Source organism: Haladaptatus sp. HS23, assembly GCF_056892285.1.
Window position 1 is genome coordinate 410,230 of sequence record NZ_JBXGLH010000001.1, and the last position, 16,561, is coordinate 426,790.

At 62.5% G+C, this 16,561-nt stretch carries 17 protein-coding genes; 7 read left to right on the plus strand and 10 right to left on the minus strand.

Translation table 11 applies throughout. The features are described 5' to 3' along the window. Positions 1–32: 32 nt before the first annotated feature. From AC1XDK_RS02230 to AC1XDK_RS02240, 3 genes are all read right to left on the minus strand, one after another. Positions 33–506 carry a plastocyanin/azurin family copper-binding protein gene (locus tag AC1XDK_RS02230; RefSeq protein WP_483348141.1) on the minus strand — a complete coding sequence of 158 codons (474 nt, stop codon included), beginning with the start codon at positions 504–506 and terminating at the stop codon, positions 33–35. A gap of 83 nt (positions 507–589) precedes the next feature. Then, positions 590–1,543 (minus strand): cation diffusion facilitator family transporter, encoded by a 954-nt coding sequence (locus AC1XDK_RS02235; RefSeq protein ID WP_483348142.1) that lies wholly within the window; start codon positions 1,541–1,543, stop codon positions 590–592. A gap of 57 nt (positions 1,544–1,600) precedes the next feature. Next, the gene (locus AC1XDK_RS02240; RefSeq protein WP_483348143.1) at positions 1,601–2,137 is read right to left on the minus strand and encodes an HIT family protein; all 537 of its coding nucleotides are present in this window, start codon (positions 2,135–2,137) and stop codon (positions 1,601–1,603) included. 256 nt (positions 2,138–2,393) lie between these two features. On the opposite strand from AC1XDK_RS02240, the gene AC1XDK_RS02245 reads away from it, so the two are divergent. The 3 genes from AC1XDK_RS02245 (at position 2,394) to AC1XDK_RS02255 (ending at position 5,152) form a co-directional block, all read left to right on the plus strand. Continuing rightward, positions 2,394–3,071, plus strand: coding sequence for a potassium channel family protein (locus tag AC1XDK_RS02245; protein ID WP_483348144.1), 678 nt, complete (start codon positions 2,394–2,396; stop codon positions 3,069–3,071). Position 3,072: 1 nt separating this feature from the next. Then, entirely contained in the window at positions 3,073–4,746 is a 1,674-nt protein-coding gene (locus AC1XDK_RS02250) for a TrkH family potassium uptake protein (RefSeq protein ID WP_483348145.1), read from the plus strand. A 205-nt stretch (positions 4,747–4,951) separates the two neighbouring features. After that, positions 4,952–5,152: a DUF7835 family putative zinc beta-ribbon protein gene (locus AC1XDK_RS02255; protein ID WP_483348146.1), complete on the plus strand. Its 201-nt coding sequence runs from the start codon at positions 4,952–4,954 to the stop codon at positions 5,150–5,152. Between the two features lie 96 nt (positions 5,153–5,248). Here AC1XDK_RS02255 and map read toward each other — a convergent pair whose 3' ends face one another. Together map and AC1XDK_RS02265 are read right to left on the minus strand one after the other, a co-directional pair. Further along, positions 5,249–6,145: a type II methionyl aminopeptidase gene (map, locus tag AC1XDK_RS02260; protein ID WP_483348147.1), complete on the minus strand. Its 897-nt coding sequence runs from the start codon at positions 6,143–6,145 to the stop codon at positions 5,249–5,251. Positions 6,146–6,210: 65 nt separating this feature from the next. After that, complete coding sequence (locus AC1XDK_RS02265) at positions 6,211–7,098, minus strand: isoaspartyl peptidase/L-asparaginase (protein WP_483348148.1); 888 nt, start codon at positions 7,096–7,098, stop codon at positions 6,211–6,213. 274 nt (positions 7,099–7,372) lie between these two features. On the opposite strand from AC1XDK_RS02265, the gene icd reads away from it, so the two are divergent. Then, positions 7,373–8,638 carry an isocitrate dehydrogenase (NADP(+)) gene (icd, locus tag AC1XDK_RS02270; RefSeq protein WP_483348149.1) on the plus strand — a complete coding sequence of 422 codons (1,266 nt, stop codon included), beginning with the start codon at positions 7,373–7,375 and terminating at the stop codon, positions 8,636–8,638. A 228-nt stretch (positions 8,639–8,866) separates the two neighbouring features. Here icd and AC1XDK_RS02275 read toward each other — a convergent pair whose 3' ends face one another. The 5 genes from AC1XDK_RS02275 to AC1XDK_RS02295 all read right to left on the minus strand — a co-directional run bounded on the left by AC1XDK_RS02275 (position 8,867) and on the right by AC1XDK_RS02295 (position 12,097). Next, positions 8,867–9,214 carry a hypothetical protein gene (locus tag AC1XDK_RS02275; RefSeq protein ID WP_483348150.1) on the minus strand — a complete coding sequence of 116 codons (348 nt, stop codon included), beginning with the start codon at positions 9,212–9,214 and terminating at the stop codon, positions 8,867–8,869. A 186-nt stretch (positions 9,215–9,400) separates the two neighbouring features. Then, entirely contained in the window at positions 9,401–9,664 is a 264-nt protein-coding gene (locus AC1XDK_RS02280; RefSeq protein ID WP_483348151.1) for a lipoyl domain-containing protein, read from the minus strand. Beyond that, positions 9,657–10,670, minus strand: coding sequence for an alpha-ketoacid dehydrogenase subunit beta (locus AC1XDK_RS02285; protein WP_483348152.1), 1,014 nt, complete (start codon positions 10,668–10,670; stop codon positions 9,657–9,659). Before AC1XDK_RS02285 ends, AC1XDK_RS02280 begins: the two co-directional genes overlap by 8 nt. Further along, the gene (locus tag AC1XDK_RS02290) at positions 10,670–11,665 is read right to left on the minus strand and encodes a thiamine pyrophosphate-dependent dehydrogenase E1 component subunit alpha (protein ID WP_483348905.1); all 996 of its coding nucleotides are present in this window, start codon (positions 11,663–11,665) and stop codon (positions 10,670–10,672) included. The genes AC1XDK_RS02285 and AC1XDK_RS02290 overlap by 1 nt, the downstream gene beginning before the upstream one ends. A gap of 96 nt (positions 11,666–11,761) precedes the next feature. Next, positions 11,762–12,097: a cupin domain-containing protein gene (locus AC1XDK_RS02295; protein ID WP_483348153.1), complete on the minus strand. Its 336-nt coding sequence runs from the start codon at positions 12,095–12,097 to the stop codon at positions 11,762–11,764. 188 nt (positions 12,098–12,285) lie between these two features. Here AC1XDK_RS02295 and tgtA point away from each other — a divergent pair, with 188 nt between their 5' ends. From tgtA to arcS, 3 genes are all read left to right on the plus strand, one after another. Next, a complete protein-coding gene (tgtA, locus tag AC1XDK_RS02300; protein WP_483348154.1) occupies positions 12,286–13,758 on the plus strand; it encodes a tRNA guanosine(15) transglycosylase TgtA in 1,473 nt (490 codons plus the stop codon). A gap of 500 nt (positions 13,759–14,258) precedes the next feature. After that, on the plus strand, positions 14,259–14,669 hold the full coding sequence (locus tag AC1XDK_RS02305; RefSeq protein WP_483348155.1) for an SPW repeat protein: 411 nt from the start codon (positions 14,259–14,261) through the stop codon (positions 14,667–14,669). 130 nt (positions 14,670–14,799) lie between these two features. Then, positions 14,800–16,551, plus strand: a complete 1,752-nt coding sequence (gene arcS, locus AC1XDK_RS02310) for an archaeosine synthase subunit alpha (RefSeq protein ID WP_483348156.1) — start codon at positions 14,800–14,802, stop codon at positions 16,549–16,551. The last annotated feature ends 10 nt before the right edge of the window (positions 16,552–16,561 follow it).

Here is a 16,561-nt window from a genome sequence, read left to right on the forward strand (position 1 = left end):
GAAACTGGAGGCGAACGAGTTTCGCTGTCGTCTCAATTCCCTTTTCGGTCCCCTTCCTCGCCGGGGTCGGTCCCGCTCTCACCGTCGCCCTTCCCCTTCGTGACGGTGACACACCCGACCATGCCCGCCGCTCGGTGGGGGTTGCAGTAGTAGTCGTACGTTCCGGGGACGTCGAAGGTGTAAGTGTAGCGATACCCCTGATTGTATATCTCCGTGACCGGGCCGGGCGTCCCGTTCCAGTTCGCGTCGGCGGGTTGGTTCTCCACGACGATGTTGTGGTTGTCCCCCTTCCACTCCCACGCGACGGTCGTTCCGGTGGTGATTTCGACGTTCTCGGGGTCGAATTTCAGGCCGCCACCGGCACCAACGGTCACTGTGACGTCTGCCGGGGAGTCGTCCGAGTTCGAGCCGCCCTGTCCGTTGGCGAGACACCCGCCGAGCGATACGCCGACGAGCGTTGCACCGGTCGCTTTCAGCATCCGCCGCCTGTCGAGAGAGGAAGTCATGACTGTGTACTCGTCGCTACCGGTTCCCGATAGAAAAGCCCGGCACTCGATTCCCGAACGATGAAAACGAGACGGACGAGTGGCTACTCGGGCAACTCCCCCGAACGCTCGGACTCCTCTCGCGCCGACGTTTCCGCCAGTCGCTCGGCCTCGGCGTCGGACTTCCACTCGCCGAGTTCCTTCGGGTCGACGTGGATGAACGCGTCGTCCACCCGCGGGATGTCCTGAATGGAGTGCATGACCTCGGTTTCGATGTTGTGGGCCTCGATGAGCGTCCGGTCGCCCTCGACCTCGATGTGCATGCTCACGTCGATTTCGGGGCCGACATAGTGAGCGACGACGTCGTGAACCCCCTCCACGTCGGGATGGGAGAGCGCCCGTTGGACGATGGTCGCGCGGAGGTCCTCCGGCGGTGCCCGGCCGACGAGATAGTCCACGTTGTCCCGGACGATTTGCCACCCCGTGTAGAGGATGCCGAACGAGACGACGCCCGCCGCGACCGGGTCGAGGATTGGCAGACCGATTCGAGCGCCGAGGACGCCGACGAGCGCCGCACCGGCCGTCAGGATGTCGTTTCGGTTGTCCAGTCCCGCCGCGACCACGGCGGGCGAGTTGACGTCCTCGCCGACCCGCAGACAGTAGCGGAAGAGACCGTATTTCACGACGCCAGTTCCGACGAGAACGCCCACCGCGAGGAGGCTCGTCGTCGACGCGACGCTCCCGGAAAGAATCGAGGTTCCGGCGCGGAAGAGGACCAATCCGCCCGCCGCGAAGACGCCGAGCGCGACGAACAGCGAGACGAACGGTTCGATTCGTTCGTGGCCGTGCGGGTGTTCGAAGTCCGGCGGTTGCGTCGTCAGATACAGTCCCGCGAGGACGACGAGGCTGTAAATCGCGTCCGCGAGGCTGTTGATGGCCTCGGACCCGACCGCGAGGCTCCCGGTCTGGAACCAGACGGCACCCTTGGCGACCGCTAAGAGGAGGTTCGCCGTGAGGATGATGGCACCCGCGATACGAATCGCCCCCGTCCGATTCATCGTTCACAGTTAGGTCGCCTGCCGTATGGCTATGTCGGCGGACCCAAGACGACCCGTTCAGTCGCCGAAGGAAACCGCCGAATCGGCGTCCGGAACGGTCGCACCCTCCTGTTCGGCGAACGCGGCGTGGAGTTTCTCGTAGGTGTCCTCCAACCCCTCCACGATGACCTTCGTGTCGGAGATGACGGGCATGAAGTTCGTATCGCCGCTCCAGCGCGGGACGACGTGCGTGTGGAGGTGGTCGATGGACCCGCCGCTCCCCTCGCCGATGTTCAATCCGGCATTGAACCCGTCCGGCGAAAACGCGGCCTCCATCGCGTCGAACGTCCGTTGTTTCAGTCGAGCGTGCCCGAGGAGGGTCCCCTCGCCGAGGTCGGCGTAGTCGCTATCGTGTTCGTTCGGGATGACCATCACGTGCCCCGGATTGTACGGGTAGTTGTTCAGCATGACGAACGCGTGGTCGTTGCGCGCGACGATGAGGTGGTTCCGGTCGTCGTCCCGCTTCGGGAACGCACAGAAGACACATCCGTCGAAACTCTCGTCGCCGTCGCGTTCGACCCACTCCATCCGCCACGGTGCGAAGACCTGTTGCATACCGGGATATCACGGGGGAGCGGTTTAGGTTTTCAGACTCGGTCGACGGAGATGAAGCGGACGGGGGCGTTCGTCCCCGGAACCACGGATTCGGCGATAAACCGACGTTACGGCGGTTTAATGCGTTCATAACCGAGTCGAAAGGGAATCTTACCCGCGTCTTTCAGCGCCGAGTGGCTCCTTGTGACGATGTTTCATTCGTATGGCGCAACAACAGTATCTTTTCAAGCGATGGCTTCGGAGAGGGCCATAACGAATGTACCTCATCATCGTCGGTGCGGGCGACATCGGCTCGCAACTGATCAGCATTGCGACTCAGAACAGCAACGACGTGGTGGTCATCGAAAAGGACGCGGAACGGGCCGAACGTGCCTCCGTGGAATTCGATTGCCTCGTTCTCAACAACGACGCGACGATTCTCGACACGCTGGAGGAGGCCGGTGCCGACCGCGCGGACGCGCTCATCAGCACGACGGACCAGGACGCGACGAACATCATGGTCAGCCTGTTAGGGCAGGAACTCGAAATCCCGTCGCTCGTCTCGGTGGTTCACAACCCCGAACACATGAGCATCTTCCGTCAAATCGGCGTGAACGTCATCGAGAACCCGCAGCGACTCATCGCCGATTACCTCTATCGGGCCGTCAAACGCCCGTCCATCAAGGATTACATGAAAGTCGGCGACAAGGCCGAGGTGTTCGAAATCACCGTCGATTCCTACGCACCCATCTCGGGCCTCACGCTCTCGACCGCTGCGGACGACGGGTTGTTCGACGAGGGAATGCTCGTCGTCGCTATCGAACGGAACAACGAGGTAATCACCCCGCGCGGGAACACGGAAATCAAGGGTGGCGACCTCATCACCGTTTTCTCCGAGAAGGGTGCAACGCCGGAAGTGACCGACATCTTCGGTCACTACGAGGACCACGACTGAGATGGTTCGACGGAAAACGGTCGCCGGGGTCCCGGCACACCTCGCGACCATCCTACGGGACGTGGGTGCGCTCGTGTTGATGCAGGCGGCGATGATGGCGGCCACCGTCCTGCTCGCGCTCGCGTTCGAGGAGTGGTACGCGGCGCTCGCCTTTCTCCTCGCCGGGGGAATCACGGCCGGTATCGGCGGTGCGGCGCGGAAACTCTTCGAGGACGCACCGGACCCGGTGATGAAACACGGCATGGTCATCGCCGCGGGTGGCTGGTTCGCCACCGCGATTTTCGGGTCCTTACCCCTGTTCCTCACGGCGCATCTGACCCCGGTTTCGGTGATGAACACCTACGTTCCGTCGGGGGCGGAGTACACACCCATCGGGGTCGGCGGGGCGACCACGATGTCCAGTCTCGCGTACTTCCAGAACCCGCTTCACGCCGTCTTCGAAAGCATGTCCGGGTGGACCGGAAGCGGGTTGACGATGGCGGTCCACGAACCGACGCTTCCGCGGGCGGTCCAGTGGTGGCGCTCGCTCATTCAGTGGGTCGGTGGCGTGGGCGTCATCGTCCTCACGACGGCGATTCTCGCCCGTCCGGGGAGCGGGAGTTACGCGCTCTACCGGGCCGAAGCGCGGGAAGAGCGAATTCACCCGAGCATCATTCACACCGTCCAGACGGTGTGGCGTATCTTTCTGCTTTACACCGCCATTTCCGTGACCGCGCTGTTCCTCGCCATCGTCGTCGCCAAGCCCCATCTGCCCCTGTTCGATGCCTTCTGGCAGGCGCTCAATCACGCCATGACGGGACTTTCGACGGGCGGATTCAGCGTCACGGACAACTCCATCCAGTCCTATCACTCGCCGCTGGTCGAGGCGGTTCTCCTGCCGATAATGACGCTCGGAGCCATCGCGTTCCCGATTCACTACGTCATGCTCCACGACAGGGACGCGAAACCGTTGGTTTCTGACACGCAGACGCGTTGGCTCTTCATCGTCTTCGGGGTGGGTATCGTCCTCCTCTCGATTCAGAACATCGTCTCGCTTCCCTACGCCAGCGCCGCCTTCCACCCCATCGGGTGGGCCGGACTCGAAGACATCGGACTGTCGCCGACGGCGGCGGACGCGGCACGGGATTCCACGTTCCAGTTCGTGAGCGCGCTGACTTGTACAGGCTTTCAGTCGTCCAACGTCGGCGAATGGGGTCCCGGCGGGAAACTCATCGTCAGCGGCGCGATGGTGCTCGGCGGTGCCGCCGGGAGTACCGTCGGCGGCATCAAAATCATTCGCGGGTACATGATAAGCAAGGGAATCCAGTGGGAGTTCACGCGGGTGTTCCTCCCCTCCTCCGCCGTCATCAACACGCGAATCGGTGACCGGGTACTCAAACGCGACCAGATGTTCGAGGAGTTCAGCGAGGCGGCCATCGTGAGCATGCTGTGGATAATCCTGCTTATCTCCGGGAGTGTCCTCCTCGTCAACGTGTCGCCGGGATTCAGTTACGCGGACGCCCTGTTCGAAGTGGCGAGCGCGCAAGGAAACGTGGGCCTTTCGACCGGCATCGTCAAGCCGACCATGTCCACGTTCGGTGAGGGAATGCTCATTTTGAACATGTGGGTCGGCCGCCTCGAAATAATCCCCGTACTGGTATTCATTCGGTCGGCACTGCTCGGTCTAAACCCCTGAACAGGTATATAAATAATTCGGCTGTTGTAGAGTGTTTCGCCCTCATTAACGATTCAGAGGCGTCTATAAACGAAATGGGACACTCAGAAGGCCCCAAACGGTCAAATCGCAAGAGGGCGGTCGAATAAACGGTTCGAACTCCCCCCAACAGAGAGGGGTTTTTATGCTCGTGTCAACGGTTGTACGAACTGAACAGGAAGTCACTATGGCAACAAAAAATCAAGGGTTCTCGGCGATGGTGGAACTGTGCGACAACTGCGGCCGCGAAACGTCACACGAGGTCACCGTCGAGATACGAACGGAGAGCAAAAAGCGCGAGAACGCCGAGTTTTCGCGGGAGCCGTACCGCGTAACGCGATGTGAGTCGTGCGGTGAAGAGAAGAGTCAACGGATGAACAACGCGTGACGACGCGTCGCATACACGCTACCTACTAATCGATCCTCGTTCTCCCGGTTCGTCGACGACGAACGCATCAGTAGAAGAAGAATCAGCGGTAGCTGATTATCCGGTGAAAACTTCACAGCCGTCTTCGGTGACGATGATGGAGTGTTCCTTTTGGCTGACCAGACACCCGTCTTCCTCCTTGAGTACCGGGTAGCCGTGAACGATGTCGTTCATCTTCAAGCGGCGGAGCGCCATCTGTGGTCGGGTCACGTCCAGCCACCGGGTCGCGAACGGAAGCGTCCGGAACTCGTCGGTTATCTGTGAGAGCGCTTTGCGGGCGCTTCGGTCGCGAACCGAGGATTCGCGTTCGAGGGCGAAGATCTCCTCTTCGGCACCCTCGCCGACCTTTCCAGTCCCGTCCGTGGCGAACGGTTCGATGGCTACCACGTCGCCGACCTGCAGTTCGACGCCGCGTTCGACGCCGAGGTTCGGGATGTTCGGCTCCGTGTGCTGTTCGTAGTGGGCGAGGCCGTGCCCCGAGAGGTTGACGACCGGATTGTAGCCGTAGCCCTCGACGACGGATTCGATTTCCGCGCCGATTTCGCCCGTCTCGACGCCGGGTCCGGCGACTTCGAGCGCGGCGTCAAGCGCCTCGGCGCTCGCTTCGGCGAGGTCGTCGTGACCGGAGAGGTCCACGGTGATGGCGGTGTCGGCGAGCCATCCGTCCACGTGTACCCCGATGTCGAGGTTCACCATGTCCTCCCCGAACGTGGTCTCGTCGTCGATTCCTGGCGTCGCGTGAGCGGCCTCCTCGTCGATACTGATGTTCACGGGGAAGGCCGGCTTGCCGCCGAGTTCGCGGATTCGGTCCTCCGCGAACTCCGCGACTTCGAGATGGGTCACGCCGACATCGACTTTCTCGGCGGCTTCCGCTCGCACCTGTGCGAGGATTTCACCGGCCTCTCGATGCTTTTCGTACTTTTCTGCCGAGAGGTCTACGTCCTGCTCGCTCATGTCTCGTCATTCGCCCGAACGCCGGAAAGAGTTTGCGTTACGGCGAAATCGAACGACGGACCGAACTACCTGCTGACGCCCGTCTGCATCGCGTCGGTGTTGAACGCGCTCCCGGCGTTGCCGTTCCGGTCGAGGACGATTACGCCCGCCTCCGACCCTGTGAGTTCCGCCAACTCCTCGATGGCGCGGTCCGCGGCTTCCTGTGCCTCGTACCCCGTTTCGAGGTGTCGAACCGCTCGCCGGGTCAGGGTCGATTTGGCGATGTCCTCACCGGCACCGGTCGAACTCGCCGCACCCGACGGGGCCGCGTAGAAGCCGCTTCCGATTTGGGGGACGTCGCCGACCCTACCCGCGAGCGCGAGCCATCTCCCGCCGGTCGACGTCGCCGCCGCGAAGTCCGTGCCGTCGTAGGCCACCGCGCCGACCGTGTCGTGGTCTCGCGGGTCGCCCCCGCTCGACTCCTCCGCGGCGCTCCCCCCGAACTTCTCGCGGAGCAAATCGAGGTGTTCGCTCGGCGAGCCGTCGGGCGTGTCGTCCTCCGCCCACCGCTCTCGGCTCTTTTCCGTCCAAAGGTCGACCCCGGTTTCGACGCCGAAATCGGCCGCGAGGGAGACGGCGTGTTCGCCGCTGACGAGGACGTGCGGCGTCTCCTCCATGACGACGCGGGCCGCACTGACCGCGTGTTCGACGTCGGGCATCGAACAGACCGCGCCCGCGTCCCGGTCGCTCGTCATGATTCCCGCGTCGGTTCGGATTTTCCCGTCGCTCTGAACCGCACCGCCGACGCCCGCGTTGAATCGGGGCGAGGATTCGAGGACGTGAACCGCCGCTTCGACGGCGTCGACGACCGTTTCCTGTTCACTCCCGGTGGCGGCCGCCTCGTCGAGGACGCCTTGTCGGGGGGTCGGTTCGTCCGGTTCGCCGCCAGCACCGCCGTGGACGATGACGTTCATGCGCACCCTCTCGCGTGGGGCGGCTTAAGTTCACGTCAAACGGCAGTCCGGTCGGACCCTGCGGAAGTGACAGCATAGAATATAAATGAAACTGGACGAAACGGTCGGTCGATCGAACATGCCGATGTACGATCGGGACGTCTCTAACGGGTCGGACGACCGCTGTTAACACCGAACTGCCCCTCGAATCGACCCTTCTTTAAGGGCGTATAAGGCCCATACGGGGGAGAAACGGCAGGCCTTTTATCCTCCTCTTCCGGATGTTCACACGTTCATGAGCTACGAGTACGACAAGGTAGAAGTACCCGAAGAAGGGGCCCAAATCACGTACGACGAGGAGACAGGCGAACTCGACGTGCCTGACAACCCCGTCATTCCGATCATCCACGGGGACGGAATCGGAACGGACGTCGGCCCGGCCGCACAGAAAGTGCTCGACGCCGCCGCGAAAGCGACTGGCCGCGAAATCAACTGGATGCGCGTCTACGCCGGTGCGAGCGCCCGCGAGAAGTACGACGAGAACCTCCCGGACGACACCGTCGAGGCTATCAAGCAGTTCAACATCGCCATCAAAGGCCCGCTCACGACGCCCGTCGGAGCCGGATTCCGCAGCCTGAACGTCGCGCTCCGCAAGACGCTCGACCTGTACGCGAACGTCCGCCCGACCTACCACCTCGACGGCGTTCCGTCGCCCGTCAAACACCCCGAGGCGATGGACATGGTCTTCTTCCGTGAGAACACGGAGGACGTCTACGCCGGTATCGAGTGGGAAGCCGGTACCGACGAAGTCGAGAAAGTCAAAGCGTTCGTCGAGGACGATATGGGCGAAGACGGCGTCATCCACGACGGTCCGGTCGGCATCGGCATCAAGCCCATCACGGAGTTCGGCTCGAAGCGTCTCGTCCGCGAGGCCATCGAGTACGCCCTCGAAAACGACCGTGATTCCGTCACGCTCGTCCACAAGGGCAACATCATGAAGTTCACCGAGGGCGCGTTCCGCGACTGGGGCTACGAACTCGCGAAGGACGAGTTCGGCGACGTCACCATCACGGAAGACGAGCTTTGGGACGAGTACGACGGCGAACAGCCCGACGACAAACTCGTCGTCAAGGACCGCATCGCGGACAACATGCTCCAGCAGCTTCTGACCCGTACGGACCAGTACGACGTCATCGCCACGATGAACCTGAACGGCGACTACATGTCCGACGCCGCGGGCGCACAGATCGGTGGCCTCGGCATCGCACCCGGCGCGAACTTCGGCGAACACCGCTGTCTCGCGGAACCGGTCCACGGCTCCGCGCCGAAGTACGCCGGTGAGGACAAGGTGAACCCGACCGCGATGATCCTCTCGGGCCGTCTCATGCTCGATTACATGGGCTGGAAGGACGCCAGCGAACTCGTCTACGACGCCGTCGAGGAGACCATCTCCTCCGGCAACGTCACCTACGACCTCGAACGCCAGATCGAAGGCGGCAACAAACTCGCCACCAGCGAGTACGCCGACGCCATCGTCGAGAATATCGAAAAATTGGCGTAGGCCAATTTCTCTGACCCTCGAAAATCGGAAATTTTCGAGAACATAGAAAAGCTGTCTACGACACCTTTTCGTGCGCTCAGAAATCAAAGATTTCTGAGAACATAAAGAAACTCTCTACGAGAGTTTTTGTGACCGTCACGGCGAGAACTACGTAGTTCCCGAACTCTCACATCTCGCATACTGACACGTTCACTGACGAGTCGTACGACCAACAATCGACAAAATCCGCTACTGCTCCGTCGTCGGTATCCCGTCGCACTCGTGTTCGTTGTTCGTCTCCCAGATGGTCACGTCGCCGGGAGACGTCCCGTTTACGTCACCGATTCCGATATCGAGGCCGATACACGAGGCGGTCCGCTCGCCGAAATCGAGACGTTCCCGCCCGGATTTCGGCTGGCTGTCGGTACGAACGTGGAGGACGGAGTCACCGGGTTCGGTCGGATAACCCTCGAAGCGAACGGACCCCGGACTCGTCTCATCGCCGGCAGGTACTCTTTTCGAGGCCCAGTAGACGGGGTTTCCATCGTCTAGAATGAGAACGTGAACGGTGTGAGGACGGCGGTCGTAATTCGTCACCACGAGTCGTCCAAGGCGAAGCGGCGGTGACGACCGCCCGCCGAACGCGGAACAACCGGCGAGTCCGGCGGTGAACGTCGCGCCGCCGAGTTGGAGGGCTCTCCGCCGCGTCAGTGGAGGTATATCACATCGAAAGAAAATCGACGATAAAGCCTTTCTGGAGAAGGCGATACGATCGGCGACGTGTTACACGGCCCGAATCCGCGCCAGCGCGTCGCCGCGTTCGAACTCCTCGGTTTCGCCGACCAGTCGTTCGACCAGTTCGCCCGTCGCGGGGGCGGGAACGTCCACGCTCACCTTCTCGATTTGAATCTCGGCGATGGTGTCGCCCTCCTCGACGCCGCTTCCTTCGCCGACGAACCAGTTCGCCACGATGGCCTCCTCGACGTCCTGTGCGTCCTCGGGCCAGACCGCGGCCGAATCGACAGGAACGAGGTCGTCGTCACTCATCGTTGACGGAGCGGACGGCCTCGATGATGTCGTCGGTTCCGGGGTTGACCTCCTGTTCCAGCGGACGAGCGTACGGAATCGGCGTGTCCGGCATGGTCACGCGTTCGACGGCCGTGAGGTCGGAGAGTCCGTTCTCCGCCGCGCGTGCGATGATTTCCCCGGAAACGCCGAACGAGCGGTAGTCCTCGTCCACGACGACGAGGCGACCGGTCTTCGACACCGACTCGACTATCGTCTCGGTGTCTAACGGCACCAACGAGCGGAGGTCCACGACCTCCACGTCCACCTCGTCCGCGAGTTCGTTCGCGGCCTCGATGGCGCGATGAACGTGCAGGCCGAGCGTAACGACGGTCACGTCGTCGCCTTCGCGTTTCACATCCGCCTCGCCGAACTCGATGGTGTAGTCCTCGTCGGGAACCGGAGTTTTCGGTCCTCCGGGAGCGGGCATCCAGCCGATACCCATCAGGCGCTTGTGGAACATGAAGACGACAGGGTCGTCGTCGCGGATGGCCGCGTGCATCAGTCCCTTGGCGTCGTAGGCCGTGGACGGCACGACGACCTTCATGCCCGGAAGGTGAGCGAAGGTCCCGTACAGCGTCTGGGAGTGCTGGGCGGCGTCGTTGTACGTGCCGCCGACGGCAGTCATCAACACCATCGGGACGCTCACGCTTCCGCCGCTCATGTAGGTGTTCTTCGCCATCTGGTTGTATATCTGGTCCATGGCGACGCCGAAGAAGTCGACGAACATCAGTTCGGCAATCGGGCGCATTCCGGACTGGGCCGCGCCGACCGCCGCGCCGATGAAGGCGGTTTCGCTGATGGGCACGTCCATGATTCGGTCGTGGTCGAACTCGTCGAGAAGTCCTTGCGTGCTGTCGAAGATGCCGCCGTAGTCGGCGACGTCCTCGCCCATGACGAACACGTCGTCGCTCTCGCGCATTTCGTGTGCGATGGCGTCCACCATCGCGCGACTCATCGTCAGTTCCTTGCCTTCGGTTTCGGCCATCACTCACCACCTCGAAGGGTTTCCGCGTAACCGTCCGGTGGATTCGTGAACACGTTCTCGTAGGCTTCCTCTGGGTCCGGTTCGGGTTGCTCTTTCGCCCACTCGATGGCGTCTTCGACGCGCTCTTTCGCCCGCGAACGGATTTCCTCGACGGTCCCCTCGTCCGCGCCGGTCGAGCGAAGGTCGGCTTCGAGTCGGTCGATGGAATCGAGGTGCTGTGCCCGTTCGGTGTCCGCGTCCGGGCGGTAGGCCTCGGCGTCACCCATGAAGTGACCCATCCGACGGTGGACCTGCACTTCCAACAGGGTCGGTCCGTTCCCGTCGCGGGCACGACCCACCGCTTCGCCCGCCGCCTCGTAGACGGCCGTCGCGTCGTCGTGGTCCACGCGATGGCCCGGCATGTCGAACCCGTCCGCTCGCTGGGCACCGTTTTCAACGTCCGTCACCCGTCCTTTGGGCATGCTGATGGCCCAGTCGTTGTCCTCGACGACGAAGACAACCGGCAGGTCGTGGACGCTGGCGAGGTTCAGCGATTCGAGGAACCCGCCTTGGTCGATCGCTCCCTCGCCGAGGAACGCGACGGCCACGCTGTCCTCGTTTCGCATCTTCGATGCGAGTCCGGCACCGACCGCGGGCGGACAGCCCTCGGCGATGATGCCGCTGGCCGAGAAGTTCACGTCGGGGTCGAACAGGTGCATGTGTCCCCCCTTCCCCCGACAGAGGCCCGTCTCACGGCCGAATATCTCGGCGGTCATCCGTTTCAAGTCCACGCCCTTCGCGATGGCGACGTGATGCGGCCGATGCGGTCCCGTCACCGTGTCGTCGTCGCGGAGGTGCTGGCAGACGCCCGCACCGGACGCTTCGTGTCCCGCGGCGAGGTGTAGTTCGCCCGGAATCGATCCGGCCGAAATGTCGAACGCCGGTTGCTTCCCTTCGAGATACTCCTCCTGTAGTCGCTCCTCGTAGTGACGCGCCGTCACCATGTTTTCGAGCATCTCCTCTAATTCGGTAACTCCTATCATGGCACACTACCGCATGGATCTACGACCATCACGATAATAAGTTTAGTTTCGGGGCGGTACGAACCGACCTCACTTCCACGGCACGTCGAGTCGCGGGGGACTGAACACGTCGATGCCGCGAACCGGCGTGTCGGTCCTGTTCTCCGCCGAGTGCGGTTCGTCGCCCGGAATGGCGTACGAATCCCCTTCCTCGATGACGAACTCCTCGCCGTCGACGACGAACGTCAGTGCGCTGTCGTAGATGAACCCCGTCTGTTCGTGTTCGTGGCTGTGTTCCGGCACGGTCGCGCCGGGTTCGATGTGGAAGTGCTGGATGCTCATCCGCTCGCCAGCGGCCAGTTGCGCGAGATACACGCCGTCGGTCACTTCGGTCGCTTCACGGTCCGATAGGGCAATCGAGTCCATGCGACTTACTCGCATTCGACCCACCTAAACCTCCGGGAGAGGGTTTAAATACGAGAACGAGGCCAGCGTTCGTATGTCCCTTTCCCGAACCCACTCCTCGCCCGCCGGTGACGTTCGACGTGGCGACTCCCTTCGCCCGAAAATCGAGAGCGGAATTCTTACACCGCCACCGTGGCTACGCGGCGGTAATGGAACGAGACAACTTCGAAATCCGCGCCCAAGACGGGGCGGGTCGAATCGGGGAACTCACCGTCCCGCGTGCGGGCGTGACGGTCGAGACGCCCGCACTTCTGCCGGTCGTCAACCCGCATATGCTGACGGTCGAACCATCCCGTCTCGAAAGCGAGTTCGGCGCGGACATCCTCATCACCAACTCCTACATCCTCTACAAGAGCGAGGATTTCCGCGACGAAGCGCTCGACGTCGGTCTGCACGAACTCCTCGACTTCGACGGGGCCATCATGACCGACTCCGGGTCGTTCCAACTCGCCGAGTACGGCGAAATCACCGTAACGACCGAGGAAATCCTCGGGTTCCAACACGATATCGGGTCGGACATCGGGACGCCAGTAGACATTCCGACGCCGCCGGACGTGGACCGCGAACAGGCCGAGGAGGAATTAGCGACGACGCAGGAACGCCTCGAACTCGCGGAGACGGTCGACGTCGGCGATATGCTCGTCAACGCGCCGGTGCAGGGTTCGACGTATCCCGACCTCCGTGAGGAAGCGGGTCGCCACGCGGACGGAACGTCGCTCGACGTGTTCCCAGTCGGCGCGGTCGTCCCGCTGATGAACGAGTACCGCTACGGCGACATGGTGGACGTCGTCGCGGGAGCAAAGCGAGGACTGGGCGCGGATGCCCCGGTCCACCTGTTCGGCGCTGGGCATCCGATGATGTTCGCGTTAGCGGTCGCCATGGGATGTGACCTGTTCGATTCGGCGGCCTACGCGCTCTATGCCCGCGACGGACGCTACCTGACGGTCCGCGGTACGGAACAATTGGACGACCTCGATTACTTCCCGTGTTCGTGTCCGGTCTGTGCAAACCACACGCCTGAGGAGGTTCGCAACGAGGGCGAAAAGGAACGCGAGCGACTGTTAGCGGAGCACAACCTCCACGTCACGTTCGAGGAGATACGGACCATCAAGCAGGCGATTCGGACGGGCAACCTGTTCGAACTGGTCGAGAACCGCGCCCGCGCCCACCCCGCGATGCTCGACGGCTATCGCGCGCTCGGCGACCACGCCGCACAACTCGAACGAACCGACCCGGCTTCGAAAGGGGCCTTCTTCTACCTCTCGGGCGAGAGTGCCGCACGTCCGGAAGTCGTCCGCCACCACCAGCGACTCTCGCGGTTGAATCCCGAGGGGCGGGTCCTCCTGACCGAGGGCAACCCGAGCAGTCGCTACGACGAATCGTGGAACGTCGTCCCTCCCTTCGGTCCGTTCCCCCGTGCGCTTTCGGAGACGTATCCGCTCACGGCGGAAATCCCCGACCGGATGGACATCGCGGGATACGAATCGGCCGCCCACGGCGTGGCACGGTTGGTCGACGAAAATCCGGAGACCGATTTCACGCTCGCACACGAGGGGTGGCCGGAATCGGCGCTATCCGTGGTCCCCGAGTCGGTTCGAACCGTGGACCTCACGAGCGTCTGAGGTCCGACGACCGTCGTCGTTCGTTTCCGGTATAAATCCCATTAATTCGAAAGCGAAAGCACTGGGGCGCTTGCGCGTCTTATTTCGAGCGCCGGGACGGTATGTTCCGGCACTGGACGAGACTATCTAACGTGCCACGGACTCGCTGTGGAGGGCGTGTGCCGGATTCCGTGGCATTCGTGTCGGCCCATCCGAGCCGATAGCGGCGTCAACTCACCTCGGCTCGACGGCCACACGATTGTTCTCGTGGATGACAGCTGTCCGTGTCCCCGCTAGCGAATGTCGGTACTGATGTCTGATTTCGACAGAGATCATCACGTTCTACACGACGATACCGGCATTCTCGACGTCGGATGATACTGGCCAAAACCAGCACTCTAAGCGTTCTATCGTCCTAGTTCGGACTCGTAAAAGCGGCCTGCTATGGAAACCAGAATTCCCCTTCAACACGAGCCCCTAGATATCGATACCGGGAAACACCCGGTATGAGGTGACAACAAATGAGTTCGACTACCCAATCGACGCCCTCTCGATGGGCATCAGGAGCGAACGTACTGCTCGGCTTGTGGCTGTTCTTCATCCCGACGTTCGTTTGGTCGGCCAGCGGGTGGGCCTTCTGGAACGACATCATCGTCGGGGCAGCCATCACCATCCTCGGAGCGTTCAGCACGTACAACGCGATGAACGGCGGGTCGGCGCAGAAAGGGAGTAGCGGTCTCAATACGCTGCTCGGGTTGTGGATGATCGTCTCCGCGTTCATCTGGGGGACGACCACGTTGTTGTTCTGGAACGACATCGTCGTCGGCGTTATCGTCGCGATACTCGCCGGGTACGCCGCGTTCTCGTCGTCCAGCGGCGAAGCCTCTACCGGCAAAACGACGGCCAACAATCCGACGCCGGACGACCGATAAGCGTCATTTTCACCGACGCGACGGACGACAACCACCCGCGTTTTCGAACCTGTGTCCATCTATTCTACGCAACAGCACCGACTCGCGGAGTTACGCAAGATAGTTCAATCCGCTTCCCCGAGTGACGGGTATGACCGATTATTTCGAGATTCACGGCCGCGATGGTGCGGCCCGAATCGGGGAACTTCGCCTCTCTACGTCGGTGACGACGCCCGCGCTGGCGGACGAGGTGGTTTCCGACGGCGGAAGCCTCTGGTTCAAAGCGCGCGAGTTGCCGGAGGGCGACGAGTCGAAACTGACCGTTCTCCCACATCGAGCGTTCCCGAGCGGTACCGACGAGGAAGTGATGGAGTCGTTCGCCGTGGACTACCCGGACGTCGAGTACCCGAGCGCCGCCGTCGTCGCGCCCGAAACGGCCGAAGACTACGGAGCGGACGCCTACATCCTCTCGGGTGCGCGCGGCGTCGTCGGCCACGGGGCCGGATTCAAGGACGCCATCATCGACATCCGCGAGGCGATTCCCGCGGACAGCGCGCTCATGCTGTCGGGCGTCGCCACGCCGGAGAACGTCGCCACGCTGGCGTACGCCGGAGTGGACCTCGTCGACGCCGATTTGGCAGTCGTCAAAGGAACCCAAGGGAAATACCTGACGACGGAAGGCCAGCACTATCTGGATGACCTGCACGAACTGCCGTGTTCCTGTCCCGCCTGCCAGCGCTCGGTGGGCGAGTTCACGCGCGAACACTGCGTCGAACACAACGTCAACGCACTGCGGGCCGAACTCGGAATCGTCCGCGAGCGAATCCGTGCGGGACGACTCCGCGACTACATCGAAGGGCAGGCCCGCCACGAGCAGTGGCTCACGGCCGCATTCCGGGAGTTCGACCAGCAGTGGAGCTACGTCGAGGAGCGAACGCCCGTCATTCGGAACGCAGAACTCGCCGCCGCGACGGAGGACAGCCTCCGGCGGGTCGAGATTCAACGCTTCGCAGACCGGGTGACGACGCGCTATCGGAATCGGTTCGACCGCCCACTCGTACTCCTGCCGTGTTCCGCGAAGAAGCCCTACAGCGAGTCACAGAGCCACGGCCAGTATCACGACGCCATCCAGTTCAAGGCGCACAAGGTGTCGATGACGAGTCCCATCGGCGTCGTCCCACAGGAACTCGAACTGACCTACCCCGCACAGCACTACGACTCCGTGGTTACGGGGCGGTGGAGCGAGGACGAAAAGGAATTCGTGTCGGAAGTCCTCCGGCGGTATCTGGAGCGAAACGAGTACCCGAGAATTATCGCCCATGTACCCGGGGAGGGTTACCGCGACGTATGTGAGCGAGTCGAAGACGCTCTCGACGTGGCGTTCGAGTACACCGTCGAGGACCACCCGACGACGACGGAATCGCTTTCCAATCTCGCCAGCACGCTGACGGGCGAATCGAAGTACGGCAAGCGTGACCGCCAGCACAACACGGTCCGAGCGATGGCCGACTACCAGTTCGGCGACGGTGCGGGAGACGCCCTTTTCTCCGAACTCAACATCCAGAGTCGCTACCCGAAACTGCGGGTGCACGACGACGACGGCGAGCAACTCGCGGCGATGGTTCCCCAGTACGGTACCCTCTCGTTCACGCTCGCAGGTGCCCGTCACTGGGTCGAAAGCGACGCACCGATGAAACGGGTCGAAATCGACGCGTTCGCGCCGCACGGGAGCGTTCTCGCGCCCGGCGTGGTTGACGCGGACGACGACATCCGTCCCGGCGACGAAGTCGTCATCGAGGGGCCGAAGGCGTTCGCCATCGGCCGCGCCGAGATGAGCGGCCCGGAAATGGTCGAATCGACCCGCGGCATCGCTACCGAGGTTAGGCACGTCGAAGAAAAATAAATTTATTCGC

Bases quoted from the DNA above. Each gene is read 5' to 3' on its own strand.
- AC1XDK_RS02230 (WP_483348141.1), bottom strand. From the start codon at position 506: ATGACTTCCTCTCTCGACAGGCGGCGGATGCTGAAAGCGACCGGTGCA.
- AC1XDK_RS02235 (WP_483348142.1), bottom strand. From the start codon at position 1,543: ATGAATCGGACGGGGGCGATTCGTATCGCGGGTGCCATCATCCTCACG.
- AC1XDK_RS02240 (WP_483348143.1), bottom strand. From the start codon at position 2,137: ATGCAACAGGTCTTCGCACCGTGGCGGATGGAGTGGGTCGAACGCGAC.
- AC1XDK_RS02245 (WP_483348144.1), top strand. From the start codon at position 2,394: ATGTACCTCATCATCGTCGGTGCGGGCGACATCGGCTCGCAACTGATC.
- AC1XDK_RS02250 (WP_483348145.1), top strand. From the start codon at position 3,073: ATGGTTCGACGGAAAACGGTCGCCGGGGTCCCGGCACACCTCGCGACC.
- AC1XDK_RS02255 (WP_483348146.1), top strand. From the start codon at position 4,952: ATGGCAACAAAAAATCAAGGGTTCTCGGCGATGGTGGAACTGTGCGAC.
- map (WP_483348147.1), bottom strand. From the start codon at position 6,145: ATGAGCGAGCAGGACGTAGACCTCTCGGCAGAAAAGTACGAAAAGCAT.
- AC1XDK_RS02265 (WP_483348148.1), bottom strand. From the start codon at position 7,098: ATGAACGTCATCGTCCACGGCGGTGCTGGCGGCGAACCGGACGAACCG.
- icd (WP_483348149.1), top strand. From the start codon at position 7,373: ATGAGCTACGAGTACGACAAGGTAGAAGTACCCGAAGAAGGGGCCCAA.
- AC1XDK_RS02280 (WP_483348151.1), bottom strand. From the start codon at position 9,664: ATGAGTGACGACGACCTCGTTCCTGTCGATTCGGCCGCGGTCTGGCCC.
- AC1XDK_RS02285 (WP_483348152.1), bottom strand. From the start codon at position 10,670: ATGGCCGAAACCGAAGGCAAGGAACTGACGATGAGTCGCGCGATGGTG.
- AC1XDK_RS02290 (WP_483348905.1), bottom strand. From the start codon at position 11,665: ATGCTCGAAAACATGGTGACGGCGCGTCACTACGAGGAGCGACTACAG.
- AC1XDK_RS02295 (WP_483348153.1), bottom strand. From the start codon at position 12,097: ATGGACTCGATTGCCCTATCGGACCGTGAAGCGACCGAAGTGACCGAC.
- tgtA (WP_483348154.1), top strand. From the start codon at position 12,286: ATGGAACGAGACAACTTCGAAATCCGCGCCCAAGACGGGGCGGGTCGA.
- AC1XDK_RS02305 (WP_483348155.1), top strand. From the start codon at position 14,259: ATGAGTTCGACTACCCAATCGACGCCCTCTCGATGGGCATCAGGAGCG.
- arcS (WP_483348156.1), top strand. From the start codon at position 14,800: ATGACCGATTATTTCGAGATTCACGGCCGCGATGGTGCGGCCCGAATC.